The 24,373-nt window shown below is 54.9% G+C and carries 25 protein-coding genes; 16 read left to right on the top strand and 9 right to left on the bottom strand.

Annotated features, from left to right (window positions below):
- Nucleotides 1-385: 385 nt before the first annotated feature.
- Complete coding sequence (locus ACXAH8_RS10660) at nt 386-1,081, bottom strand: GntR family transcriptional regulator (RefSeq protein ID WP_475218217.1); 696 nt, start codon at nt 1,079-1,081, stop codon at nt 386-388.
- A 44-nt stretch (nt 1,082-1,125) separates the two neighbouring features.
- The gene (locus tag ACXAH8_RS10665; RefSeq protein WP_475218219.1) at nt 1,126-1,851 is read right to left on the bottom strand and encodes a maleate cis-trans isomerase family protein; all 726 of its coding nucleotides are present in this window, start codon (nt 1,849-1,851) and stop codon (nt 1,126-1,128) included.
- A gap of 172 nt (nt 1,852-2,023) precedes the next feature.
- On the opposite strand from ACXAH8_RS10665, the gene dctP reads away from it, so the two are divergent.
- The 10 genes from dctP (at nt 2,024) to ACXAH8_RS10715 (ending at nt 10,861) form a co-directional block, all read left to right on the top strand.
- The gene (gene dctP / locus ACXAH8_RS10670; protein ID WP_475218221.1) at nt 2,024-3,028 is read left to right on the top strand and encodes a TRAP transporter substrate-binding protein DctP; all 1,005 of its coding nucleotides are present in this window, start codon (nt 2,024-2,026) and stop codon (nt 3,026-3,028) included.
- A gap of 64 nt (nt 3,029-3,092) precedes the next feature.
- Nucleotides 3,093-3,704: a TRAP transporter small permease gene (locus ACXAH8_RS10675; RefSeq protein WP_475218223.1), complete on the top strand. Its 612-nt coding sequence runs from the start codon at nt 3,093-3,095 to the stop codon at nt 3,702-3,704.
- Nucleotide 3,705: 1 nt separating this feature from the next.
- Complete coding sequence (locus ACXAH8_RS10680) at nt 3,706-5,001, top strand: TRAP transporter large permease (protein ID WP_475218225.1); 1,296 nt, start codon at nt 3,706-3,708, stop codon at nt 4,999-5,001.
- A gap of 152 nt (nt 5,002-5,153) precedes the next feature.
- Nucleotides 5,154-6,308, top strand: coding sequence for a M24 family metallopeptidase (locus ACXAH8_RS10685; protein WP_475218227.1), 1,155 nt, complete (start codon nt 5,154-5,156; stop codon nt 6,306-6,308).
- 130 nt (nt 6,309-6,438) lie between these two features.
- The gene (locus tag ACXAH8_RS10690; RefSeq protein WP_170471590.1) at nt 6,439-6,642 is read left to right on the top strand and encodes a hypothetical protein; all 204 of its coding nucleotides are present in this window, start codon (nt 6,439-6,441) and stop codon (nt 6,640-6,642) included.
- 4 nt (nt 6,643-6,646) lie between these two features.
- Nucleotides 6,647-8,053, top strand: coding sequence for an amidase (locus ACXAH8_RS10695; protein ID WP_475218230.1), 1,407 nt, complete (start codon nt 6,647-6,649; stop codon nt 8,051-8,053).
- A gap of 89 nt (nt 8,054-8,142) precedes the next feature.
- The gene (locus ACXAH8_RS10700; protein WP_475218232.1) at nt 8,143-8,952 is read left to right on the top strand and encodes a PhzF family phenazine biosynthesis protein; all 810 of its coding nucleotides are present in this window, start codon (nt 8,143-8,145) and stop codon (nt 8,950-8,952) included.
- Between the two features lie 197 nt (nt 8,953-9,149).
- Nucleotides 9,150-9,470 carry a hypothetical protein gene (locus ACXAH8_RS10705; protein ID WP_475218234.1) on the top strand — a complete coding sequence of 107 codons (321 nt, stop codon included), beginning with the start codon at nt 9,150-9,152 and terminating at the stop codon, nt 9,468-9,470.
- Nucleotides 9,471-9,519: 49 nt separating this feature from the next.
- Nucleotides 9,520-10,236: a HupE/UreJ family protein gene (locus tag ACXAH8_RS10710; RefSeq protein WP_475218236.1), complete on the top strand. Its 717-nt coding sequence runs from the start codon at nt 9,520-9,522 to the stop codon at nt 10,234-10,236.
- A 13-nt stretch (nt 10,237-10,249) separates the two neighbouring features.
- A complete protein-coding gene (locus ACXAH8_RS10715; protein WP_475218238.1) occupies nt 10,250-10,861 on the top strand; it encodes a transmembrane anchor protein in 612 nt (203 codons plus the stop codon).
- A gap of 143 nt (nt 10,862-11,004) precedes the next feature.
- Here the strand turns inward: ACXAH8_RS10715 and ACXAH8_RS10720 are convergent, their stop codons facing one another.
- The 3 genes from ACXAH8_RS10720 to ACXAH8_RS10730 form a co-directional block, all read right to left on the bottom strand.
- Nucleotides 11,005-12,273: a sensor histidine kinase gene (locus ACXAH8_RS10720; protein WP_475218240.1), complete on the bottom strand. Its 1,269-nt coding sequence runs from the start codon at nt 12,271-12,273 to the stop codon at nt 11,005-11,007.
- 74 nt (nt 12,274-12,347) lie between these two features.
- On the bottom strand, nt 12,348-13,007 hold the full coding sequence (locus tag ACXAH8_RS10725; RefSeq protein ID WP_170375774.1) for a response regulator transcription factor: 660 nt from the start codon (nt 13,005-13,007) through the stop codon (nt 12,348-12,350).
- A gap of 37 nt (nt 13,008-13,044) precedes the next feature.
- A complete protein-coding gene (locus ACXAH8_RS10730; protein WP_475218242.1) occupies nt 13,045-13,752 on the bottom strand; it encodes a PepSY domain-containing protein in 708 nt (235 codons plus the stop codon).
- 179 nt (nt 13,753-13,931) lie between these two features.
- On the opposite strand from ACXAH8_RS10730, the gene ACXAH8_RS10735 reads away from it, so the two are divergent.
- A complete protein-coding gene (locus ACXAH8_RS10735) occupies nt 13,932-15,083 on the top strand; it encodes a hypothetical protein (protein ID WP_475218244.1) in 1,152 nt (383 codons plus the stop codon).
- Nucleotides 15,084-15,322: 239 nt separating this feature from the next.
- Here the strand turns inward: ACXAH8_RS10735 and ACXAH8_RS10740 are convergent, their stop codons facing one another.
- Nucleotides 15,323-15,511, bottom strand: a complete 189-nt coding sequence (locus ACXAH8_RS10740; protein WP_170375770.1) for a hypothetical protein — start codon at nt 15,509-15,511, stop codon at nt 15,323-15,325.
- A gap of 301 nt (nt 15,512-15,812) precedes the next feature.
- Between ACXAH8_RS10740 and ACXAH8_RS10745 the strand changes: the two genes are divergently transcribed.
- From ACXAH8_RS10745 to ACXAH8_RS10765, 5 genes are all read left to right on the top strand, one after another.
- Complete coding sequence (locus ACXAH8_RS10745) at nt 15,813-16,232, top strand: hypothetical protein (RefSeq protein ID WP_475218246.1); 420 nt, start codon at nt 15,813-15,815, stop codon at nt 16,230-16,232.
- 362 nt (nt 16,233-16,594) lie between these two features.
- The gene (locus ACXAH8_RS10750; protein ID WP_475218248.1) at nt 16,595-18,133 is read left to right on the top strand and encodes a cryptochrome/deoxyribodipyrimidine photo-lyase family protein; all 1,539 of its coding nucleotides are present in this window, start codon (nt 16,595-16,597) and stop codon (nt 18,131-18,133) included.
- Between the two features lie 2 nt (nt 18,134-18,135).
- Nucleotides 18,136-18,267 (top strand): DUF2256 domain-containing protein, encoded by a 132-nt coding sequence (locus tag ACXAH8_RS10755; protein ID WP_170552600.1) that lies wholly within the window; start codon nt 18,136-18,138, stop codon nt 18,265-18,267.
- Complete coding sequence (locus ACXAH8_RS10760) at nt 18,264-19,499, top strand: FAD-binding domain-containing protein (RefSeq protein ID WP_475218250.1); 1,236 nt, start codon at nt 18,264-18,266, stop codon at nt 19,497-19,499. The genes ACXAH8_RS10755 and ACXAH8_RS10760 overlap by 4 nt, the downstream gene beginning before the upstream one ends.
- A gap of 27 nt (nt 19,500-19,526) precedes the next feature.
- Nucleotides 19,527-21,020: a cryptochrome/photolyase family protein gene (locus tag ACXAH8_RS10765; protein WP_475218252.1), complete on the top strand. Its 1,494-nt coding sequence runs from the start codon at nt 19,527-19,529 to the stop codon at nt 21,018-21,020.
- Between the two features lie 75 nt (nt 21,021-21,095).
- Here ACXAH8_RS10765 and ACXAH8_RS10770 read toward each other — a convergent pair whose 3' ends face one another.
- Genes ACXAH8_RS10770 through ACXAH8_RS10780 form a run of 3 tightly spaced genes read right to left on the bottom strand, consistent with a single transcriptional unit; the run spans nt 21,096 to nt 24,366 of the window.
- Nucleotides 21,096-22,592 (bottom strand): mannitol dehydrogenase family protein, encoded by a 1,497-nt coding sequence (locus ACXAH8_RS10770; protein WP_475218254.1) that lies wholly within the window; start codon nt 22,590-22,592, stop codon nt 21,096-21,098.
- Complete coding sequence (locus tag ACXAH8_RS10775; protein WP_475218256.1) at nt 22,592-23,365, bottom strand: L-iditol 2-dehydrogenase; 774 nt, start codon at nt 23,363-23,365, stop codon at nt 22,592-22,594. Before ACXAH8_RS10775 ends, ACXAH8_RS10770 begins: the two co-directional genes overlap by 1 nt.
- Nucleotides 23,362-24,366, bottom strand: a complete 1,005-nt coding sequence (locus ACXAH8_RS10780) for an ABC transporter ATP-binding protein (RefSeq protein WP_170642572.1) — start codon at nt 24,364-24,366, stop codon at nt 23,362-23,364. Before ACXAH8_RS10780 ends, ACXAH8_RS10775 begins: the two co-directional genes overlap by 4 nt.
- Nucleotides 24,367-24,373: the final 7 nt, after the last annotated feature.

Genomic DNA, 24,373 nt, shown 5'->3' on the forward strand with positions numbered 1-24,373 from the left:
GGCTGTAACTTACTTGCAAGGCCGTCAGAGTGATAGAAATTGCGCTGAGGTTCTGAGCTGACATCCCATAAGAAATTGCAATGCCCGAAAAGGGAGCTCCCAAACATTCTGCGCGCGTATGATCAACTGTCGCTTTCGGAGGGGCTGACGAGATGCGCAAGGTAGCGTGCGACTCTACTGAAAGTCGCTTCACAAAACACCCGCACTGAGGTGTTTCTATCTCCGTCATGTCCAACGTACAATTTTTGGCGAACAGAAGCGTTTGCTCCCAATGGTTCGAAATCTAACCAGAATGCGGTTGTGCCAATGGGAAAGGCCAGGTGATCTGCCGAAACCAATTTTTCTGAAGTTCTAAGAAAATTCCAACGAGCATTAAGCAATCGACTCAAAACTCACGTTCTTCTTGTCGCTTCAAAAGATGTGTCTCAATCAGTTGAAAAGCATATCCTATGTAGACTCTCTGCAGAAATCCGACGGCGGCGATGTCTTCACGCTCCAGTGCTTTGGCCAAGTCAGAGGTCTCTCGCACCAATGAATCGTAGGCAACTATGCCAACAATCTGTTCCATGCGATGCCAGACGCTGGACGACTGGAAATATGCCTGGTTCCAGAATTCGCGCAGAGAGTGGTTTCCGATCAGAGATGTGATCAGGGTCTGTAGGCGTTGGTTCAGCTTTACGTATTCCTGAGAGTCCAGCCGCTCGCGCAGTGCGACGGCTTTTTCATGGATCGAACGCGCTTCTGCGCGGTGAAATTCTGTGACAGTGATCGGCGACAAGGTCCCAATCATCTGGGCAAGCTCCATCCTCATTTCGTAAAGATGGCGGACACGTTCTGCTGAAAGCTCGATGACAACGGTGCCGACACCATTGCGCGTCTCTACCAATCCAAGATGCCCGATGCGCGCGATGGCATCTCTGACGGGGGTTCTGCTGACACCGAATTCTTTGGCAAGTGCAGCCTCTTTCAGTTGAGTGCCCGGAGGGTAGTGCGCGAAGCAGATTCGCTCCAAGATTTGTTCTTGGATCTCGTCTACGGTTGCCTTTGAGGGCGCCGCAATTCCTGAATCTGCGATAGTCACGGTTCTGATCCCTCTGGGTGCTCTTTGCTGTCTTAGACTACCAATCAGTAGTCTCTCAACAACCGACCGTACCCAGCAATTTGGTCATCAACACCCGCTTTACGCAAGACATCCCATGCCATGGCTTGATTGGAACAAATTACGGGTTTGTTCAGGGCGTCTTCGAGCCGCTCAATGACTTCGAGTGACCGCAAAGCACCGCAGCTAATAAACACGGCATCGGCAGCCCCGGAATCGACCGAATGGGCCAACTGTTCAATCACGTCCGGGCGCACACGGATCATGTCGCTGTCTTTTTCCAGATTCAGGCCGCGTATCTTCGTGACGTGGAGGCTTCGTTCTTCAAGATACTGTTTTTCTTTCTGATTCACGTCTTCAAGGTAAGGTGTACACACCGCGATCTTTTCTGCCGAAAGTGCTTTTAAGGCGCGAATGGCAGAGGTGATCAAAGAGGTCGCGATCGCGTTGGGTGCGCCTTTGCGCAGTTCGCGAAATACGTCTTCTTCGCCCAGGACCAAACTGCCGGACGTGCAGGCATAGCTGATCACATCCAGACTACCATCTGGCAACAAGGTCGACGCGGCGCGTGCCAGGTCGGACCCGACTCCGATCAGACTGTCAACTGTGATGCTGTCTGGAATGGCCACCCGGGTGAAATGTGCACCGACGCCTTCTGGTATCAGTTCCATCATATCGTCTTCGATTGTCTGCTCGGTCGCGAGTAGAACGAATCCTATTTTTGCCCGTTTGTGGCGGCCCTCATCGAACATGGATCCTGGATCAATTCTCATGACATGCATGCACCTACCTCATTTTTATAAGAAAATAGTGACTAAAATTGATCATTGACATTAAGCTGTATACAGGTCAACTGTCCCGCCAGCCTGATTGGGGTTCCTCAAGCACAGGCCGAGATTCGATCAAAGGGAGGTACCTTCGTAAATGCAGGTGTCAAAATTTCTGAAAACTGGGGCTGCCGCGCTCGGCTTTGCAGGGTTCGCCGTGTCCAGTGTATCGGCTCAGGACATCATTCTGGGCCACGTCATGGATCAGGAACACATCTTCCACAAAGTCTCCGAACAGTTCATCGAACGGCTGGACGAGCTTTCTGGTGGAACCATGTCGGTTTCTTATCACCCCGGCGGTGATCTTGGAGATTGGACATCGATCGTTGAGCAGGTCGCTCAAGGCGCTGTTCAGATGACCATGTCGTGGAACCATTCCGAGCTTGATCCGCGCTGGGACGTGTCCGTTCTGGGCTATGTCGCCAACGACTGGGAGTCGGGCAAGGAAGTCTACGGTCCCGGTTCGACAATGAATGAAGTCTACAACGACATCATGAATGACTTGGGCATGGAGTTGCTGGGTACGATCCCGACCGACTTCACCGGTTTCGTTGTGCGCAAAGGCGTTGACGTTCCCGTAGACTTCCCGGCCGATGCAGAAGGTTTCAAGATGCGCGTTCCGGGTATGCCCATGGCGATCGAGCGCTACAAGGCAACCGGCTTTTCGGCCGTTCCGATGGCATTCTCCGAGGTTCATACAGCATTGCAGACTGGTGCGATTGACGGTCGGGCTTACTCGCCGCCATCCGAAGTTCTGTTGTTCAAGGACGTGCTGAGCGCGTACGTCTTCACGCGCGAAAACTTCGAACACACCTTCTGGACCGCAAACAAAGCGTGGTTTGATGGCCTGACAGAGGAACAGCAGGGCTGGGTGAAAGAGGCCGCCAATGAAGCCGTCACCTGGGCCTGGGAAAACGCCGAGTCTGAAAGCCCCAAATGGTTCGAGCAGATCGAAGCTGCCGGGATCGAAGTCATCGAACTGACCCCCGATCAGCTGGACGCTTATCGTGCCAAGGTTGTCGCAGTTGAATACCCCTACATGGAGGAGATCATCGGCACAGAAGTGATGGGCGCCATCAGACAGGCGGCCGGCGTGGAATAACGCCACTTACGAACACGCGCAAACCAAGCTTTGCGCGTGTTTCCTTTTGGGGATGGGAGGGAAAATGACCAAGGATATCTTGCACACAGACAGTCTGGACGATGTTCTGGTGCCATCGCCGATCATACCGGTGCCTGCGCCAGAGGATCGCGAACTGCCTGTCTATCGCGGCCTGGATCGCATGTACTCGCTGGAAGCCAAAGTTGCGTGGTTGATGCGCGTCATCATGTTTGTCGCAATGCTTGCCCTTGGCCTGGTCATGGCCGCGCAAGTGTTCATGCGATATGTCGTTTCGTCTCCGTTCCTCGGTATCGAAGAGCTGGCGCCGATGATGGCCTTGTGGATCTACTTCATCGGAATGGCGTATTGCTCGCGCGAGCGTGACCACATCGAAGGTGGAGTGATGTCGCTGGTCTTTCGAAATCGAAAGACATTGCTTGCGCTCCGTTTGTTCGGATCAATCCTGTGCCTGGTCGCACTGGTCGTTTTTGCCAAATACGCTTGGGATTTTGCGCAGTTCAACATCAACCTGAACCGCAAAAGCTCTTACATGAAACTCCCAAAATACATGTGGGATCTCAGCATGGTCTTCGGCTTCGTGTTGATGGGGTTCTACATGCTGCTTCAGATCTTCCTCGAAGCCCGCGCGCTGATCACCGGGAAGGGGGGAGAGTGATTTGACACTGTTCTTCGTTGCTATCGCAATCGTCATCGTCCTGCTGCTGATCGAAGTGCCCGTCGGCTTTGCCTTCGGCATCGGAGCGCTTGTTTTTGGCACTTTGCAGGGCACAGACATCTCGTTTCATGCCGGGTTCGGCTATTCGCAGGTCAGTGCTTTCTCGCTGCTTGCCATTCCGCTGTTTATCCTGTCGGGCACTCTGATGGGCGCTTCGGGGATATCTGAGCGGCTGTTGGATTTCGTCAATTCCTTCGTCGGACGCACCAAGGGTGGTCTGGGAGCGGTCACGGTTGTGACTTGTGCGCTGTTTGGGGCGATTTCGGGATCGGCCTCGGCTGCGATTGCGGCCATCGGCAAAATCATGGTCCCGCGTATGATCAAGGAAGGGTATCCGCCGGGCCATGCAACTGCGCTTGTTGCTGTTTCTTCGGTTCTGGCTCTGATGATCCCGCCCAGCATCCCAATGATTGTCTTTGCGATTGCAATCCGCGAGTCAGTGGCCAAGTGTTTTCTTGCAACCATGGGCCCCGGGATCCTGCTGGCCGCGACCTATTGCGCGCTGAATTTCTGGTTCCTGCGGAACAACACGACGATCACAGTTTCAGAGAAAATTTCTTTTTCGGGCACCGTGAAAGAAATCGGCCAAACCGGTAAACGTGCAAGCCTTGCGATCATCATGCCGGTGATCATTTTGGGTGGCATCTACAGCGGCATCGCCACTCCGACCGAAGCAGGATCGATGGCGCTGGTTTATACTTTGGCCGTTGGTATGTTGATCTACCGTACGCTACCGCTCGACAAACTGTTTGCCTCAACAGTCGAAGCCGCACGTCTGACTGGCGCGATCCTGATGGTTCTGTTTTTCCTGTTCGTCATGAGCCGCGGCATGGTTTTGGCCAAGGTGCCGACACAGTTTGCCGATCTGTTGCTGACCATATCGGAAAACAAGATTGTCATCCTGTTGTTGATCAATCTGCTGTTGCTGATCATGGGCATGATCATCGACGACGTATCGGGTGGGGTTCTGGCTGCGATTATCCTGCTGCCTGTAACGCAGAAGATTGGTTTGGATCCGATCCATTTCGCTGCCATTGTCGGTACGAACCTGGGATTGGGCAACATCTCTCCGCCCTGCGCACCGCTGCTTTACATGGCCGGGGGCGTCACCCGACAACCTCTGTCGACCTATGTCGGCCCGACCTTGAAGTTCCTGCTGCTAGGTCACCTGCCGATGGTTTTCGTCGTTACCTTCGTGCCGCCGGTCGCTCTCTTCTTACCGGGTCTCCTAGACTGAGGCGCGATAGCGCCGCCCGCGTGGAAGGCGGGCGGTGTTGAAATTGAAAACCGAAATGGCCGCCCGCGCGACAATGAAGGGACGGCCTGAAGTTCAACCCTGCCATCGGTTTTGGTGTCATGCCGTTGGCTCTTCTTGAAGGATAAAGGAACATGCTTGAACACGCAAAACAAAGAACGACTGAGCTTCAGAGCCGCATGAAGGACGCAGGCATTCAGAAGGCCGTGTTTACCGATGAAAGTTCTATGGCCTATCTGGCGGGTTTCTGGGGTTACCTGGGGATCGAGTTCGGGCGCCCCACGATGTTGGTGGTGGACGCGGATGACTCGCCTGTTGTCATCACGCCGCTGATGGAGTCGGAGATGGTCGGTGCGATGACATGGGTCGAAGACGTACGCACTTGGGAAGATATCGGACAACGCACATGGGGCCGCGCGCTGGCTGGTGCTTTGGGCGAGAGCCCATCCGAGATCTGGGTTGAAAAGGGATCGATCCCTGCAATTGTCCGCAATCATCTGGACGAGACTTATCCGGGCGTTCCTCTCAAGGATATCTCTCCGGTACTGGGCGCGATGCGGACCATCAAGTCACCCTTCGAAATAGAAGTGATGAAACAGGCTGGAGAGATCGCTGGTGTGATGATGCTTGCGGCGCATAATTCCTTGAAAGAAGGCGCACAGGAATACGAGAGCGCGCTGGCGGTAATTGATGCAGGTTCGCGCAAGGCGGCCACTTTCCTGACCGACAAGGGTTGGGACAGCTTCGTCTCGCCCATGATCCACAACCTGCAGATTGTTCAAAGCGGTAAGAATACCTCGATGGTGCATGGTCGTGCCGGTGTGAAAGCATATGAAAAGTTTGATCCCGTCTATTTCTGCTTCTGCAACATGGCGCAGTTCAAACAGTACAAGCTGGGCTTCGACCGTATGTTCCACATCGGCGAAGTGACAGACCTGGACCGCGAAGTGCAGCAGGCTGCGATTGACGCACAGCAAGCCGCGATCCACTCGATCCGCCCGGGCGTTCTGGCCGAAGACGTCGCTGCAGCCGCCAACGAAGTCTATAAGGAACGCGGTTATGAAACCGGCTACCGTACCGGTCGATCCATCGGTGTTGCATATCTGGAAGCGCCGGAGCTCAAAGCCGGAGACAAGACAGTTCTGCAGCCGGGCATGACCTTTGCGGTCGACGGCGGCATTTCGGTCGATGGTGTCACTGCAGGTCGGATTGGTGACTCGGTGGTCGTGACGGAAACCGGGTTCGACTACATCACCAACTATCCGCGTGAGATCCTGCTGAGCAAATAGGTCTACAGGCGGTGGTATCGGTCAGGCCAGCAGATTGTCAAATGGTTGAACTATCGCAACTGTGACGCACGAGCTCGGCGCGCGTATTGGCGCGCCGGAAGATTCATCGGAACCTGCGTGGATGGGTAACATGCAAAAACTGAAAAAAGAGACTCTGACAGGTATCTGCAACCAGATGGCCTCGCACGACTGGAGCGATGCGGAAATAGACGAACTTGTAGACCCGAAACTAGGCATCATTACCGGATTTCAGGAGTTGCTGGACGAGTTGGAGGTCCTTCGCAAGATCGACCTTGGCACGATACCTCCGGCCCTGACTGTTCAGAAGCGATAGACAGATGACAAATGAAATAGCGTTTGACACTGTCCGCGGTCTTAAATCCAGGCTTGAAGCCGGTGAAATAACGCCAACTGAACTGGTCGCGGTTTTTGCCGAGCGGATTGCAAGGCACAATGACCGTTCCAAAGCCTTTATCACCGTGACAGATAAATCTGCGCGCCAGGTGGCCGAGACCCTCACGCGCGACGATCTGGAGCGGTCGCATTTTGCGGGTATTCCATACGCATCCAAAGATCTTTTCGACATCGAAGGTGTTCTGACATCAGCTGGATCGCGCGTGTTTCATGACAGAATTGCATCGGAGGACGCCTTTGTCATCGCCCGTATGCGAGAGGCAAACGCGCTGAGCCTGGGCAAGACCAATCTTCATGAGTTTGCTTACGGCGCAACCGGCGAAAATGAGGTCTATGGAACTTGCGTGAACGCCTATGACCCAAGCCGACTGGCCGGAGGATCGTCCAGCGGATCAGCGGCAGCGGTGGCCTTCGGCTTGGTCCCTGCCAGCCTTGGTACGGACACTGGCGGATCAGTGCGCGCGCCAGCATCGTTGAACGGACTGGTCGGACTGAAGCCAACCATTGGCCGAGTGCCGACGACGGGTGTGGTGCCATATTGCTGGACGTTAGATCATGTGGGCATCATGACTCGAGACGTCACAGATTGCGCTGATTTACTCGGGATCATTGCGGGCTACGATCCTCGTGATCCGGGTTCGCAAAACCTTGCGGTCGAAGACTATGCTGCAGCGCTCGATGGCGATATCTCTGGGTTGCGCATCGGTATTCCGACTAATTTCTATTTCGAGCGAACTGATCCGGAAATCTTGACAGCATTAGAGGATGTTAAACGCTTTGTGACTGCGAAAGGCGCGGCTTTGGTCCCTGTGACATTTCCGGATCTCGAACACAGCCGCGCCGTGTCTCTCACCGTTCAGATGCCTGAAGCTCTGAGCGCGCATTCGGCCTATTTACAAGACCGGGGTGAGCTTTATGGGGAGGATTTTCGCGCCGGATTGGCGCTGGGGCAGACTCTCCTTGCGGAACACTACATCCGGGCCAAGCGCTTCGTAGAACTCTATCGGCAAGAGACCAACGCATTGTTTGACGAAGTCGATCTGATCCTGACGCCGGCGACGCCGGAAATTGCGCAAAAACTGGGAACTGTGAAGACAACCCGTGACGGTGTGGAAGAAGCAGTTGGCAATGCCATCACGCGCTTTACCACCTTCTTCAACATGTCCGGCCATCCTGCGCTGACGATGCCCTGTGCAATGCACTCGGAAGGATTGCCGATAGGGTTGCAGCTGGTTGGCAGGTATTTCGAAGAAAGCACGGTTCTTAGTGCCGCGTTTGCCATCGAAAACGATGGGGCGTTCACAATCCCGCGCCCGAACGTAGGCGACTAAGGATGAAACTGCACAATTGGTTGCCTCGTCCTGCGGCCTCTACCTTGAGACAGAATGCCGTCATCCGGCGTTTCAGACATGGACAATAGATGAAACTTCGAACCTTTTTCGTCGATGCCTTTTCAGACCGCACGCTCAGCGGAAACCCTGCTGGCGTTTGCCCACTGGATCAATGGCCGCCTGTACCGGTCATGCAATCCATCGCGAGTGAACTGAACCAATCTGAAACGGTGTTTTTTGTTCCGCGAGCAAATGCGCGCCATCGCGCAGGGCATGCCGAATTCGACATACGTTGGTTCACCCCAGCGCGCGAAGTGGATATGATCGGACACGCGACCCTTGCGGCTGCTCACATCGTATTCTCCAATCTCGAGGTCGGGTTGGATGCGGTCACCTTCCATTCCAAATCCGCCCGGATGATTGTTCGACGTGGGGAAAACGGATTGCGTCTGGATATGCCCGCACTTGTGCCAGAGGTGGTCGATGCCCCCACGGGTCTGATCGAAGCACTTGGGAAGAAGCCTTCAGCTTTATTGGCTGCAAAGCACTATCTGGCTGTTTTTGAGAGCGAAAATGATATTCTGAGCTGTGCTCCGGATTTTGCCGCTTTGGCAAAACTACCGTTACCCGCAGCGATCATATCGGCGCAAGGGACAGGGGAATTTGATTTCGTTTCACGGTTCTTTGCCCCGGCAAATGGTGTGCCAGAAGATTCCGTATCAGGCGTTTCACATTGCTGTTTGACGCCATACTGGTCTCGGAGACTGGAGAAAAAACATTTGTTGGCTCGTCAGCTTTCTGCGCGAGGCGGAGTCATTGCTTGTGAAGCGGATGGCAACCGCGTCATCCTTGAAGGAACTGCTGTTACTTCGTTGGAAGGTTTCTTGGTTGTTCAATAGAGCTACTGCCAACCAACCCTAGGCGCCAAAGAGACCGCAGAGGCTCTTAGGCGCGTTTCTGCCGCGTTGTACGTGCTGGATGGCTTGCGAGCATTTGTGGTTTTATCATATAAGTCGGGATAACCCCTGGGGGGGATATAGAAAGCCGCTGAGGCACTGAAGACGTGAGAGCAGTTCAAAGATATACGCAGAATGCGATGGCAGCTTTCCTCTGCCTGTCTTTGATATTTTGGTCGCTTCAGCCAAACGTGGGCCATGCCCCGACAGTGATTGAAACCGTGCAGGAGCATTTGCAGATCATTGCAGAGCACGGGCATACTCATGGCTTTGAAGAAGATTTGTTGTGGGCGATGCACGGGCACAGTCATGATGGTGCAGATCACGACCACAGCCAAATGGTCATACCGGAACCGGAAAATGCGCTGTCACTGGCCTCGCTCTCAGATGACAGGGCGTTCGACCGAGTGCCGGACGGCCCAACCAAGAACTACGGTATAGACCGGCCTCCGCGCGTGTGACGTCGCCCCAATCGGGGTTTTCGACATCACATAACAACGGAGAACATCCATGAATCTAATCTCACGGGGTCTAGACAGGCGCGCGACGCTCCTGCTGGCCCTCATTATAACCAATCTGGCACTGAGCACGTCTCAGGTGCTGGCTCATAACGTCACTGAAGGCGACGCAGGCTACATCCAGGAAATCTGGGGCGTGAACATCATTCCCTTCATGTATCTTGGCGCCAAACACATGGTCACAGGCTACGATCACATCCTATTCCTTCTTGGCGTCGTGTTCTTTCTCTACCGGGCCAAGGATGTCGGCATCTATGTCAGTCTTTTTGCGGTTGGTCACTCGACAACAATGCTGTTGGGCGTGTGGTTCGGCTGGGGTGTAAACGCCTACATCGTTGACGCCATTATCGGCCTTTCGGTTGTCTACAAGGCGTTCGACAATCTTGGTGCGTTCCAGCGTTGGTTGGGGTTTCAGCCAAATACCAAAGTTGCGACGCTGGTTTTTGGCCTGTTCCACGGCATGGGTCTGGCGACCAAAATTCTCGACTATGATATCGCTCCCGAAGGGCTTCTCGCCAACCTATTGGCGTTCAACGTGGGTGTGGAACTTGGCCAGCTTACGGCCCTTGCGATCATCCTTATCGTAATGGGGTTCTGGCGCAAAAGCCCGTACTTCTTCCAGCAAGCTTACAGCGTAAACGTCATCATGATGACCCTCGGGTTCATCCTGATGGGCTATCAGATCACGGGCTATTTTGTTGCCGCGTAACGGAGTTCAGAAAATGTTCAACACAGAAAGACCAAGTCTTGAGGAACTGCCAAGCTCGGCTCAGCTTTTCCGCTCGACCGTCATTGCAGGTGCGTCTGCCGTCGCGATCCTTGTCACGGTGGTACTGCCAGCCGAATACGGGATCGACCCGACTGGCGTTGGCCGCGTGCTCGGGCTGCAAGAGATGGGCGAGATTAAATCGCAACTTGCAGACGAAGCCGAAGCAGACCGCAAACTCGAAAGCCAGGATCAGTCGAGCCTGCTGAACGACGTCTTTGGCCTCTTTGTCGGGTCGGCCCACGCGCAAGAGGCCGAGATCTGGCAGGATGAAACCAGCTTTATACTGACGCCCGGAGAGTCGGCTGAATGGAAGCTGGTCATGGAAGAAGGCGCAACGGCTGAGTACCGTATGGTCGTTACAGGCGGTCGGGTGAATTTCGACCTACATGGTCACGGTGGCGGTCAGTCGATCACCTATGAGAAAGCGCGCGGGTCGAGCGGTGCAGAGGGCACGATTGAAGCGGCCTTCGCCGGTGAACATGGTTGGTTCTGGCGCAACCGTGACTCTGGCGACGCATCAGTGATGGTTCAAGTCCGCGGGGACTACAGCGAGATCGTCGATTAAATGAAGTGCCCGCCGCGCAGGTTTTCTGCGCGGCGGGTAATTTAGGCGAAGGGAGTTTAGTACTGCATCATATCAATACACTGTCCACGCCCGTCTTGGCGACGTGTGGCGACGCGGTCGGACACTGTCGCCACTTTGCTCATCTATTGGCTATATGTCTCGCGCCCAATATTCACCTCACAGGCCAAGCCCCCCAGGCGCTTCGATGTTCCAAGTTCCAGCGTTCCACCGTAGGCGGCCAATAAATCAACGGAAATAGGCAGCCCCAACCCTGTTCCTTTTACTGAGGTATCGAGTCGACCGCCGGACCGAAGGACCTCAAGCCGGGCATCCTCTGGGATTCCGGGCCCGTCGTCCTCGACGCGAAGTTCGATGCCGCTGCCCGTGCGCCTGGCGGAGATTTGGAATGTTGTCCGGCTCCACTTGAGGGCGTTGTCAAGGAGGTTTCCGATCACTTCCTCAATGTCCTGTGGGTCCATGCGAACGTGAAGACTAGGCTCGCAATTCGAAACAAGCGTCTTCCCCTCGCGTTCGGCCATCACCGAGAACAACCGGGACAGCCGTTCGACTGAGTTCGATAGGTCCGTCCTGGAATGCGTTAACTCTCCGGTGTTTGATGCTCGCATGCGTGCGAGTGAACGGCTAAGCTGGGCGTCAATTCGGGTTAGCGCTTCTTCCGCAGGCTCCGTATGTGCGCCGGCGTCTGCGAGTTCTGCCAATTCGTTTCGCAAGATGGCCGTCGGTGTCTTGAGGGCATGTGCCAGATCCGCTGCTTGCCTTCGCGAACCTGAGACAATCTCGCGGTTTCGATGCAGAAGTTTGTTGAGATCTTCCACCAGGGGAGAAACCTCCTCCGGGTAGTCTTCGGGAGCCAGCTCATCGCCTCGATCCCAACGATGAGCGACATCGGCGCGCAATTTCCGGAGCGGGCCAACAATGGCGGACATCAGCAAAAGAGAACTTGCCACTCCGATCAAACCAACCAATCCAAAAACCGGGAGAAGGTATCTTTGTGCAGCGCTGCGTTCGTTGATCAGTTCGCTCCTGCTTTCGGCGACAGTTACGCCCCACTCCGTTCCATCTTCGAACGTGATTTTTTGATAGACGCTACGAATGGCTTCGCTATCTGGACCGGAGGTGTTCCAAATGATTGTTTCGTCATTTCCGCGCGGAGGCTCGGCGATCGTTTCATCGAAGAGTGAAGCAGACGTATATATGGCACCGGTACTGTCCGTTACTTGCCAATACCGCCCCGAATATGGCGTGCTATAGGCCGGATCGAATACCAACTGCCGCAGGGTTTCAGGGTCATCCGTGGTGGCGCTGAGGCCAACAACAACCTGCGTGTGCCGGTCTTGTAGCGTTGCGTCGAACTGCTCCAGAACGCGCGTGTTGATGTAGGAAAACACCATCAGCGTACCGACCCCTACGGACAACGCTCCCGAAGCGATACCTCCGATTAAGGCCCGTTGGCGCAACGAGAGCATTAGGCGGAATCAATCATATAGCCGCGCCCCCGGACGGTTGTGATCAAATCGGAGCCCAGTTTTTTGCGCAGGCGGGTCACAAATACTGCAATCGTGTTGGAATCTCTGTCGCCGTCATATTCGTAGATGTGTTCAGATAACTCAGTACGCGACACCATCCGACCGATGTTGTGCGCCAGATAGGTCAGAACAGCGATCTCCTGCGCGGTCAAATCGACAGGTATGCCCCCAACGGTGACCCGACCATTCCGCGTATCCAGAGAAACCTCTCCCATTTCTATCACGGGGTTCAACTGACCGCTCTGACGTCGCAAGATGGCCCGTACCCGCGCCGCCAATTCAGGCATGTGAAACGGCTTGGTCATATAGTCATCCGCGCCAGCATCCAGACCGTCGACGCGTTCGCTCCAGCCATCTCTGGCCGTCAGGATCAAGACCGGGGTTTTGACACCCGCGCTGCGCCATTCGCGCAGGACCGAAATGCCGTCACGCTCAGGCAGGCCGATGTCGAGGATGATCATGTCGTACGGTTCAGTCGACCCCAGATGCAGGGCATCTGTACCATTGTTGGCCACGTCGACCACGCGACCTTCCGCACCCAATAGCTTTTTGACTTGCTCACAAAGCTGGGGTTCGTCTTCAGCAAGGAGTATTCGCATATCCAGAGACTACAGCTAAATCAGCGCGATCTTAACTCTAATTTTTTCCACCGCCATTGCCACCGCCATTGCCGCCGCCATTGCTGCCGCCATTGCCGCCGCCATTGCTGCCGCCATTGCCGCCGCCATTGCTGCCGCCATTGCCGCCGCCATTGCCGCCGCCATTGCTGCCGCCATTGCCGCCGCCATTGCCGCCGCCATTGCCGCCGCCATTGCCGCCGCCATTGCCGCCACCATTGCCGCCACCATTGCCGCCGCCGTTGCCACCGCCATTGCCGTTTCCATTTCCACCGCCGTTGCCGTTGCCGCCAGCATTGCTTCGGCCCGCACTGTTCCCACGGGTGGCAGAGGCGCTCTGACCGTTGTTGCTTTGGGATTTGGTCGAATTGCGCGCGGCTTCGGAAATCTCGCGCCCGGTACTTGAGCGGTTCGAGACGACTGTGCCGGTTTCGGCGTTCACGATCACGCTGACGATCTTTCCGCCCGGCTTTTTGACCAGAATACGATAGTAGATCTTGTCTGTTTTGAATGCGCGCGCATCAACAGGGGTTCCGCCGTATGCTTTCTTCACGCCTTTGATGACACGGTTCAGCCGTATTGCACTGCCTGACAACGTCGCCATGCGCAGTTCAGACTGTTTGAGTTCGCGTGCGTCTGCCGCCGCTTGTCCCCCGGACAAGGCAGTTAGCAAAGCTGCAACCAGAAAAAACGCTTTGGCCTGCATAACACCCTCAAACACCTTCATTGAAGACTACTAGGCCCGACATGAACCGATGATGAACAAGCAGTTAGCCCTGCGTTCAAGCGACCTCAAGTTAAATCAGTGGCAAGGGCTTTGATTCGACTGCGAGTCAGACTGCCGAAACACTGTGGTCAACCTCAGCACGCTGATTGTCGTTGCTGAAGGTTTTGAGGAGATTGAAAATGAAAACCACCAAGTGCGGACTGCTTAAAGCTTCGACGATCGCGATTGCCTTGTTGGGGTCAACAGCCATTGTAGCCACCGTCGCAGCTCCTGATTTTGCTTATGCCAAACCAGGCAACGGTAATGGTGGCGGCAATGGCGGTGGAAACGGCAATGGCGGCGGAAACGGTGGTGGTAACGGCGGCGGAAACGGCAACAGCGGTGGAAATGGCAACGGTAACGGCGGTGGCAATGGAAACAGCGGCGGCAATGGCAACGGCGCTCAGGGAGATCGCGGAGACAACAGCTCGGCTGGAAATGGTGCCCGTGGCAACGGGGCCGACAAAAGCCGTGGCGGCACCAGAGTCGGGATATTCGGGCAAGGGAAAACAAAGTCTCAGTCCGCTCGGTCCGGTACGAAAAAAGGCGGCGGGTTCTCTCTGAAAGATCTGTTCAACGGGAATGGCAAAACTCGCAAAACGGCAACCACCTCAAGGGTTGCTACGACAACCCTTCGAACGCAGAAGGCCAAGGTGCAAAAAACGGTTCGTCAGACTGTGATTGTAGAAGAGTCCAAGCGTCCCGTTTCCCGTACCAAAGGTAACCGTATGGCTGCGCTGCTCGGTGCACATCCGTCCGAGTTGGGCGCACTGAACGCGGCCAATGCAAGTCCAACGGCCCTCGCCAATGCTGCGCCCAATTCACGGGTTGGCAGAATTGCCACGTACCGCGACACAGTGCTGGCCGGAGAACCCTTGCGTGAGGAACTGGAAGAACAGTTGGAGCTCCTTGAGGGGCTGGAAGAACCAGATCGTACAGTTCAAGAAATCGAGGATGACTTGGAAGTCGCATTGGGTGAGGTTCAAACCAACCGGGACACGGTCACAGAGCTTGAACAAGCTTTGGAGGACGCGGGCGGTAGCGATCCGGATATCGAAGCGCAGCTAGAAGAGGCCCAAGCCGAATTGGACGCTTCGATTGATGAAGCCCAGACTTTGAATGACGAGAGACAGGCAGCCATTGAATACAATGAAGCTGTTGAAGAGGTGGAAGAGCTGACAGAACTTGTAGAAGAGCAAGACCTGGCAGAACGTGAGGCCCTGGAAGCCGCTGCCAACAAGCCAGTCACCGATGCAGTTGAGGAACAGGTCAAAGCCCTGCTGGGACTGTGACCTGAGGCTTCCCTGCCATCGCCAGCTTCCACTTCAGGATGAACTGAAGGCGGGAGCGCCGGTAAGCCTTTCGGATACTAAGTTGGCAGGTCGACCTAGTCGGCCTGCTTGGCGCAAACTCTTGATGATTGCGATGCGCAACAAGAAAATCCCGCCCCAAGTTGGGGCGGGATTTATGTTACAATTCCGATGTTTAGGACGATAATCGAGAATTGTCGGGGGGGTCAGCTGGTTTGTCTTCAGACGTTCTGGTGAGCCTCGGATAGCCGCTTGTTTTTTATGATCTCTGTCAGTGCGTTTTCAATAGGAGGGAAGCGACTATTGCTCGAATTCATTGTGGTTTGCAGGCGCTCTTCGGCAGATTCGCTAGAGGTCCGCATCGCAATTTCAGTGCTGCGATCTTCAGTCATAAAGGCAGGCTTGACCATTTTGTTCCCCTTGTTTTCGTCAAACGATATACGTCTCGTTCGATCCAACTTAATCAGTATGCCTAAAGTTGTTTGAACCCACTGCGAATACACTGTTCACGTTCGGTTAATGTTGTTTACGAAATAAGAACAAACGATTTGTCCGGTCGTGCGCCTCGTCAATTACCCCATTCCAACTTGACGGTTTGAAAGGTCGTTAGCTGAGGCTGTCGTATCAACGAACCATCGCGTCATAGTGGGAGACTTCAGTGGAAAGCCAGTCTCCGCCTATGCATTGGTCAAATCCCTACGGGGATCATAAATGGAAGACGCAGTCAAAGGAGGCAGAAGGATGAAAACGGCTTTAGCAATCACAGCGACGGTGTTCGTAATGCAAACCGGGCCGGTTGCGAGTGCGAGTTTTGATGTCCAGTCTCTCGATCTTAGACAGACTGTTGGGTCGCACAATGCTATGCAGCCTGTTTTCGTGAAATCAAAAGCAGGACATTGCCCGCCGGGCTTGGCCAAAAAAGCAGTTCCGTGCGTCCCCCCCGGACAAGTCAAACGATACCGGGCTGGGGATTACATCTATGATGGCTATGTGCGCATCAACGATCCCTACAGATATGGTCTGAAAAGAAACGGATACTACGTGCGGGCCGGAAACTATGTCTACGAGGTAGATCGACGGACGAACGAAGTTCTGAACCTGATTGGTGCAATAGCGGACATTCTCAACTGACTGCTATTTGGCGGACAAAGAAAACTGGGGAGAATTGGCTGATCCGTAGGCCGCTACGTGCGGCCTTCTTCCGCCGTAGGCCAACAACCTCGTCGCTGCAATACGGCCGGTCAAAACTGACATTCGTTACAACCGCAAGACTGTGGAGTAGGTTAGGTTGCGGACGGGGACTAAGCCGTCCTTCGATGTCTGGCCGTGAGCGATTTTTTTTGCGCGTTATTGCCAGCAACTAAACCGAGAAAAAGCGCAGTAACGGACACTACCTGCAGTCGCCGACATGCAGGCAAAGACGTCGCGATCATTCTGCAAAATCAGCACTTTTTCTGATCCGTTGCATTCCATGACGCGTAATCACTCAAAGAATGGCTTGGGTGAGGTGTACGGATTTGCAAGTCGTCTGGTTCAAGCGAGATCTCCGTGTTTTGGATCATGCGGCCTTGGCACGCGCGGCCAGAGTTGGCCCCGTGTTGCCGCTATATGTTGTTGAACCTGAACTGTGGCTGCAGCCTGATGCCTCAGAACGGCAATGGAGTTTTGTTTCTGAAACACTTGCGGAATTGCGGGAGGCAACCGCTCAGTTGGGGCAGCCACTCGCCGTTCGTATCGGGACAGTGATTGAGACACTTAAGGAGCTGAAAAAAAAGGGATTTCTGGAGGCCTTATGGTCTCACGAGGAGACGGGCAACGATTGGACCTATCGCAGGGATCAAGATGTCGCTGCCTGGTGTCGCGACGCGGGTGTCCCTTGGCATGAGATTCAGAACCACGGTGTTATCCGCCGACTGAAGTCACGAGACGGCTGGGCGAACCATTGGGACGTGCAGATGTCGCAACCTACAGAAAAGGCACCGCAGCTTGCGCCATTGCCCATAGAGCTTGGCGCGCTCCCAAGCAGCAAAGATCTTGGCCTTGCAGGGGCCGTATGTACGGGTCGGCAAAAGGGTGGGCGTAAAGTGGGGCTGGGGCTTTTGAACAGCTTTCTGAACAACAGGAGCATTGACTACCAACGTGCAATGTCCAGCCCCTTGAGTGGCGCGACGGCATGTTCGCGGCTGTCTCCCTATATTGCATGGGGCGCGATCTCTGTTCGCGAAATTGCGCAACAGACGGAAAATGCGCGGCGCACGCTTCCCGTGGGCGCAGGGAAATGGCAGAAATCGATGCGATCCTTTTCAGCGCGTTTGCACTGGCATTGTCATTTCATTCAAAAGTTGGAGGACGAACCGCAAATAGAGTTCGAAAACCTTCACCCGCTCTATGATGGCTTGCGCCCCAAGAAACCGGATGCGGTGCTTCTACAAGCATGGTCAACAGGTGAGACAGGGTATCCTTTCTTGGACGCCTGCATGCGATCTCTGCGGGCAACAGGTTGGTTGAATTTCCGCATGCGGGCAATGGTGATGGCAGTCGCAAGCTATCATTTGTGGCTCCATTGGCGCTCGCCGGGCCTGCATCTGGCCAGGATGTTCACCGACTATGAGCCAGGCATCCATTGGAGTCAGGTCCAGATGCAATCTGGCACAACCGGCATTAACACCATCCGTATTTACAACCCCGTCAAACAAGGCCTGGATCAGGATCCGAACGGCATATTCATTCGTCGGTGGGTGCCGGAACTGGCAGAGATACCGGATGCACATCTGCATGATCCATGGAACGCGGACAATGCAGACGCGGTTCTTGATCGAGAATACCCTATGCGCGTGTTTGACCACCTGGCGGCGGCAAAGGCTGCGCGAGAAAAAATGTGGGCGGTGAGGCGCAGGCCGGAATTTCACGATCGAGCGCACGCAATCGCCACCAAACACGCAAGCCGAAAGGCTGAACGCTCTCGTAGTAGAAAATCCAGAACACCGCGGAATGCGGCTCAACTTGACCTACCGTTCGGAGACCTCACGTGAAGATGCGCAAGAAGGCGGATTTGCCGCAAAAGATCTGTCCGGTCTGCCAACGTCCCTTCGTGTGGCGCAAGAAGTGGGAGAAGGTCTGGGATGACGTCAAATACTGCTCGAAACGCTGCAAGGCTGCCGCATGACTTTGGAATTTCGTGGGGTGGATAACGCTTTTGCACAGCTGAGTTTCGAACCTACGCGCGCCGCAGGCCTGAGGCGTTTGGAGCAATTCGTGCCCCGCGCTGGACGCGACTATGCGCAAAGCCGAAATTATGACTTTGGCCCCGACCGACGCGGCAATGTATCTACTCTCTCACCCTGGCTGCGACACCGATTGATAACTGAGGAAGAGGTTCTGTCATGCGTTCTGTCCGCTCATGGCGAAAAGGTTGCCGACAAGTTTATTCACGAAGTGTTTTGGCGCACGTATTTCAAAGGATGGTTGGAGCAACGGCCAAGTGTTTGGTTTAGCTACCAAAGAAACTTGGTGGCGCAATTGGAGCGTTTGGAAGGCGATACATCGTTGAATGCGGCGTATCGGGATGCGGTGTCAGGCTGTACCGGTATCGAATGTTTTGATCACTGGATGCGCGAGTTAAACGCGACGGGGTATCTTCATAACCACGTGAGGATGTGGGTGGCCTCAATTTGGATTTTCACGCTCAGACTCCCTTGGGAACTGGGCGCAGATGTCTTCATGCGCCACCTTGTCGACGGCGATCCGGCGTCAAATACCCTGAGTTGGCGTTGGGTGGCGGGTCTCCACACAAAGGGAAAAACCTATCTCGCGCGCGCCGACAATATCGCGAAATACACCGATGGGCGGTTTCAGCCCCAAGGCTTGGCCAACGTCGCTAAGCCACTGGTTGAAGCAACAGATCATCCGCGCATCGAAATCCGCCCGCAGTCAGAGCAACCCCTGTCGAAGCCGTATCTACTCCTGATGACAGAGGAAGACATGGCCGCAGCAGATATCACATCATTGCGTCCCGCAGGCGTGGTCGGCCTGCTGGCCACAGATGGTCGTTCGCCTGGTCAGGTCGGTGACTTGCCATCAGCTTTTGTCAAACACGCAATGAATAGCGCACTTTCGCCGTTTGGAGAGATTGGACAGGCCAAGGACGATTGGTACGAGCCCCTGATCAAGGCGGCCCAAACAAACAAAGTTGATACGATTGTCACACCCTATTGTCCTATCGGTCCGACACGGGTGCGCTTGGACCGTGCCGAACCAAAGCTGAACGAGGCCGGCATTCATCTGCATCGTATCTGGCGCCCTTATGATGCGCACGCGTGGCCACACGCCAAAGCAGGGTTCTTTGGCTTCAAGAAGAAGATCCCGTCCATATTGCAGCTCCTGAATCTAACCTGCTAGCCGAGTAAACCAAATCGGGAAAACGCCGTGACATATGCTGCAATTGTGCTTCCAAATCAAATTTTTGCAGAACACCCCGCATTTGAAATGCCGCTGCAAAAGGTGATCTTGTTCGAAGATCCGTTGTTCTTCGAGGACCCGCAGTATCCCGCCAAAATGCACAAGCAGAAGCTCTGGCTCCATAGGGCGAGCATGGCCAGGTATCGCCAAAAGCTCGAGATCAAGGGCTTTGATGTGGACCTCTTTGAGTATGAGCGCTCTACCAAAGCTTGCCTGCATTTGTTCGAACGGCTTTCTCTGGATCAGATTTCTCGGGTCGTGATGGCTGATCCCGTCGATTCAGTTGTTGAAAAGCGTTTAAGTGAGGCATCGCAAGCAACAGGAATTGCGATTGAATTCCTGCCTTCGCCCGGCTTTCTAAACACACGTGCCAGCAATCAGGCATGGTCTGCCGGCCGAAAACGTTGGTTCATGGCGGAATATTACAAAAGCCAGCGACGCCGATTGAACATCTTGCTTGAGAACGATCAGCCCTTGGGCGGCCAGTGGAGTTTCGACGAAGACAATCGCAAAAAGGTTCCAAAAGCCCTGCTACAAAGCTTGCCTTGGATAGATTGGCCGCAGCACGACAGTGTGGACCAAGCGGCGAAAGACAACGTTCTGTCTGAATTTCCCGACGCGCGCGGACATCTCGATACCCTTTTTTATCCAACTTCGCACGCGGCTGCACTGGCGTGGCTTCACCAGTTTTTGGAACGGCGTTTCGAGCAGTTCGGTGATTTTGAGGATGCGATTGTTGAGGGCGAAAGCTGGCTTTGGCATGCTGTCCTTACACCTGCATTGAACATTGGCTTGATCACGCCACAGCAAGTCATTGACGCAACTCTGGACCATGCCCAGCGTAAGAATACGCCCCTCAACTCTGTAGAGGGGTTTATCCGTCAGATCATAGGGTGGAGAGAGTTCATGCGCGCCACCTATGAGGACTTGGGCGTGCGTATGCGCACAACTAATCATTGGCGTCACAACCGACCAATGCCTTCCTCTTTCTATGACGGCACAACAGGGATAGACCCGATTGACGATACGATCAGGCGGATCCTGCAGACTAGCTACTGTCACCACATCGAAAGGCTGATGGTCCTCGGCGGGTTTATGTTCTTGTGTGAAATCAAGCCAGACGACGTCTACCTGTGGTTCATGGAAATGTTCGTGGACAGCTACGATTGGGTCATGGTTCCAAACGTTTACGCAATGAGTCAAAACGCAGATGGCGGGCTGATCACGACCAAGCCTTATTTTTCAGGATCAAATTACATTCGGAAGATGAGCCATTGGGGCAAAGGCGAATGGGCCGAGATTTGGGACGGCTTATATTGGCGCTTCATTTTCAAACACAAAGACACGCTTTCAAAAAATCCGCGTTGGGCCATGATGTGTCGCACGGGCGATAGGATGTCGCTGGAAACAAAAGAGAAGCATCTGGAAAAGGCCAACTCCTTTCTGGCCGAATTGAACTGAGTGCAACTACGGTTCCGCTCAATGAGGGTTAGGGAAGTTTACGCCCATTGCGCGGTACGACTAGTGTCGCTTTGCCTATGAGGTGGCGTAGTCGGTTACCGCTGCCCGGCAACCAACTTGCCAGATTGTGGACAGCCAAGCGGAAAACGCTTCTGCAAACCGCGTGTTGCCAGCTAGCTCACCATAATACTGGCGTTGCTCGATCCACAATTTCGGATCGGCCTTGGAGGCCCGAGCGGTGTTTTGCAAATGCTCCCATTGGGGGTCGTTTGGCGCAACTTCCGAGCCGTCTTCGCGAACGCCCGCGCACATCCGGCACCAGAACGCTTCGGCCAGAGCCAAACCAGTCAGAGATCGGCCTGAGGCAAGGGCATCGCGCAATGACGGCAGCAAGAACCCCGGATGTCGTGAAGACCCATCAAATGCCACGCGACGTGTCGTGTCGCGGATGGCGTTGTTTGCAAATCGCTTTTCAACCAATCCAAGATATTCGGTTGCCGTGGTGCCTGGAACGGCTTCGACATAGGGCAAGATCTCTTCTGTCTGAACCTTCTTGAAAAACGCAACGATATCCGAATCTTGCATGCACTCTGAAATCGTCGGTACATTCAGAATTTCCCCAATATTGGCAAGCAGCTGGTGACCTCCGTTCAGAATGCGCAATTTCATCATTTCATATCCGTGAACATCGTGGGTCATCGTGACCCCAGCCTGTTCGAGTGGTGGCCGCCCGGCACAGAAGTCATCCTCGACGACCCATTGTCGAAAATTCTCATGCGAGACCGGAGCACGATCGTCAATTCCAAGCGCCCGACATTGCGAAATGACCTGCTCGGTCGTCGCGGGCACGATGCAATCCACCATCGAGTTTGGGAATGCGCCCTTTTGGGCGATCCAGTGGGCCAGTTCCGTGTCGACCAGACGCGCCAAACCAACAATGCAGGTTTTTAGTATTGCGCCGTTGCCCTGAAGATTGTCGCAGCTAAGCGCCGTAAACGGTTCCAAACCGCTCTTACGCCTTTGCCTATATGCCTCGACCATCGCACCAAAAACTGTGCGTGGCTGCTGCGGGTTCTCGGCGTCGTGCTGTATGTCTTCATGATCCAAGTTGAACTTGCCGGTGTTGGCATCCAGATAATAGCCGCCCTCGGTTACAGTCAGGGACACAATTCGGATAGACGGATCCGCCATCCGGCGGATGAGTGCTGCGTTACCTGCCTCAATCGGCAGATAGTCGATCATCGGGCCTATGACCTCTGCTGATATTCCTTGTGGATCCAACTCGATCAACGTCGTCAGGCAATCCTGCGCCAACAGCCTCTCACGCATCTCAGCGTCATAGCTGCGCACTCCGGCTCCGATAATGCCCCAATCGTAGGCTTGGCCCTGCTGCAAGAGCTGATGAATGTACCACGCCTGGTGGGCGCGGTGGAAATTTCCAAGACCGATATGAACAATGCCCGACATCAGCTCCGAACGCTGATAGTTAGGGGTGCTGACAGTCGCTGGCAGGTCTGCAAGTCTATCTTGCCGCAGCTGGATCAGAGGGTTTGAGTGTGCCACTGGGTTCATCAGCTCATCCAATTTCCACCATCGACATTGTAGGTTTGTGCAACGATGTATTTTGCCTCGTCCGAGGCGAGAAACACCGCCATCCCCGTCAGGTCTTCGGCCCGGCCCATACGGCCATAGGGAACGGCAGCGGCCACTTCGCGTTTCTTCTGTCCCGGCGGTTTGCCTTCGTGTTTGGCAAAGAACGCATCGACGCCATCCCAGTGTTCGCCGTCCACCACACCTGGCGCGATCGCGTTCACATTGATCCCATGTGAGATCAGGTTCAGGCCCGCAGACTGGGTCAGAGAGATGATCGCGGCCTTGCTCGCGCAGTACACAGCGACCAGAGGTTCACCGCGCCGCCCAGCTTGCGATGCCATATTGATGATCCGGCCTTTGGTGCCATGCTCAATCATATGGCGCGCGACAGCCTGCATTGTGAACAAGGCGCCGGCGACATTGATGTCAAAGACGCGCTCGTAGTCGGCGCGCTCAATCTCGACAATCGGGGCGGCGGTGAAGATAGCCGCGTTATTGATCAGGATGTCGATCGGGCCGAAATGCGATGCCGTGTGGGCAATGGCGTCGTCGATACTCTGCTGGTTTGTCACGTTCATTTCGACGGCCATGGCGGACGCGCCGATTTCGGCTGCGGCCTGTTGGGCGCGTTCGATGTCGATATCCGCGATGGCAACGCGTGCGCCTTCCGCGACATAGGATTTGGCAAAGGCCAGCCCGATGCCGCGCGCGGCTCCGGTGATCAGAGCGATTTTGCCATTCAGACGGGTCATTCGATCCGCAGTCCTTTTTCATCGAAGCGGTGGATGACGTCGGCCCGTGGCGTCAGGTGAATACGATCCCCGTGACGGAACCCAACCTCGCCATCGGCGCGAACCGTAATCGTCTCGGCCAATCCGGTGTCGTGGACATGGAAGAAGGTGTCTGAACCCAAATGTTCCGAGACGCTGACAACCCCGGACCACTCGCCCTCGGTTTCCGAAACAGCGATATGTTCCGGGCGGATGCCGATGGTTTTCGCGCCATGTTTTGCGGCCTCTTCACCCTCGATGAAGTTCATTTTGGGGGAGCCGATGAAGCCCGCAACAAACAGGTTGCGAGGTGTGCGATACAGCTCCAGCGGGCTGCCGACCTGTTCGATCACTCCAGCCTGAAGGACGACGATCTTGTCGGCCATGGTCATGGCTTCGACCTGATCGTGGGTCACGTAGATCATCGTGGTCGCCAGGCGTTCGTGCAGCTCGCTGATCTCTAACCGCATGCCAACGCGTAGTGCCGCGTCGAGGTTTGACAGGGGTTCGTCGAACAGAAACGCCGCCGGTTCGCGCACGATAGCGCGCCCAATGGCGACCCGCTGGCGTTGGCCGCCGGACAGCTGGCCGGGGCGGCGGTCTAGATAGTCAGTCAGGTTCAGGACGCCGGCGGCACCTTCGACCCGCTTGTCGATCTCGGCCTGATCCAGCTTCGCCATCCGAAGGGGAAAGGCGATGTTTTTGCGCACGGTCATATGGGGGTAGAGCGCATAGGACTGGAAAACCATCGCCAGCCCTCGTTTGGCGGGTGGCACATCGGTGGCGTCCGCCCCGTCAATGTCGATGGAGCCCGAGGTGATATCCTCCAACCCCGCGATAAGACGCAACAGGGTGGACTTACCGCAGCCCGAGGGGCCGACGAAGACAGTGAACTCGCCATCTTCAATGGTCAGGTCAAGCGGTGGAATGACCTGCACGTCGCCGAAGCTTTTGGTCACGGACTTGAGTTGAATACGTCCCATGTGTCGT

Source organism: Ruegeria sp. ABV3_008, assembly GCF_056161185.1.